This is a genomic window from Pseudomonas sp. SIMBA_041, assembly GCF_046535095.1.
Classification (GTDB): Bacteria; Pseudomonadota; Gammaproteobacteria; order Pseudomonadales; family Pseudomonadaceae; genus Aquipseudomonas; species Aquipseudomonas mucoides.
The window spans coordinates 1-239 of the sequence record NZ_JAWRXJ010000881.1 but is presented as its reverse complement, the minus strand read 5'-3'; the positions used below and the strand labels follow the sequence as shown (position 1 = coordinate 239).

General features: G+C 64.0%; 1 protein-coding gene. It reads left to right on the top strand.

Annotation, left to right across the window (positions count from 1 at the left end; genetic code table 11):
* Positions 1–18: 18 nt before the first annotated feature.
* On the top strand, positions 19–239 hold a 221-nt coding region (locus SB725_RS33675), incomplete at its 3' end, for a DUF2827 family protein (RefSeq protein ID WP_410923755.1).

Genomic DNA, 239 nt, shown 5'->3' with positions numbered 1-239 from the left:
AAGACATCGCACGTGCCGATGCTGCTCGCGGATCTCGCGCATCGCCAGGATCCGTCGTTCATCGAGCACCTGCGCGTGTTCAACACATTGCACCTGAAGGACGACGCGCAGTTCGCGGGATTCGCACGCAGCCTGGACTTGGTCAATCACGGCCGCGCGACGTTCGAGCCGCGCGTGCCGATCTACGAGATCCTAAACCGGCAGGCCGACGCGATCGTCGCGCACCACTGGGAGAACGC